This window comes from Vibrio sp. PNB23_22_6 (genome assembly GCF_052877535.1).
Genome location: NZ_JBNFXP010000073.1, coordinates 1 through 735 on the forward strand (window position 1 = coordinate 1; position 735 = coordinate 735).

The 735-nt window shown below is 46.7% G+C and carries 1 protein-coding gene; it reads right to left on the reverse strand.

What is annotated here, in order from left to right; genetic code table 11:
- Positions 1-63: 63 nt before the first annotated feature.
- On the reverse strand, positions 64-735 hold a 672-nt coding region (locus ACVA54_RS19665), incomplete at its 5' end, for an Hsp70 family protein (RefSeq protein WP_446640297.1).

The window sequence follows — 735 nt, forward strand, 5'->3', positions numbered from 1 at the left end:
CAAACGCCCGCATATACAAGTCTTATCGACACTAGGCGACCTAGACAGCCTAGTTAACAAGGTTTATTTCTTGTCGTCTTTAACTTCTTCAAACTCAGCATCAACGACGTCGTCGTCTTGTTTAGGCTGTTCACCTGCTTCCGCACCTTGTTGCGCTTGAGCTTGTTGTTGAGCAATTTCCATTAGCTTTTGAGCTGCCGTCATGAGCGCTTGAACTTTCGCGTCGATCGCTTCTTTGTCATCGCCTTTACGTGCAGTTTCTAGCTCAGCGATAGCCGCTTCAATCTTCTCTTTCTCGTCTGCAGGTAGCGCTTCACCCGCTTCTTCTACTTGCTTACGAGTACCGTGAATCATTTGGTCTGCTTGGTTACGTGCAGTTGCTAGCTCTTCGAACTTCTTGTCCGCTTCTTTGTTCGCTTCTGCTTCTTGAACCATTTTCTCGATGTCTTCATCGCTTAGACCGCCAGAAGCTTGGATAGTGATCTTCTGTTCTTTACCTGTCTGCTTGTCTTTCGCTGAAACGTGTAGGATACCATCCGCATCTAGGTCGAAAGTCACTTCGATTTGTGGCATACCACGTGGTGCAGCTTGGATACCTTCTAGGTTAAATTGACCTAGAGACTTATTGTAAGACGCTTGCTTACGCTCACCTTGAAGAACGTGAATCGTTACCGCGCTCTGGTTGTCTTCTGCAGTAGAGAAAACTTGGTTCGCTTTTGTTGGGATAGTCGTGTT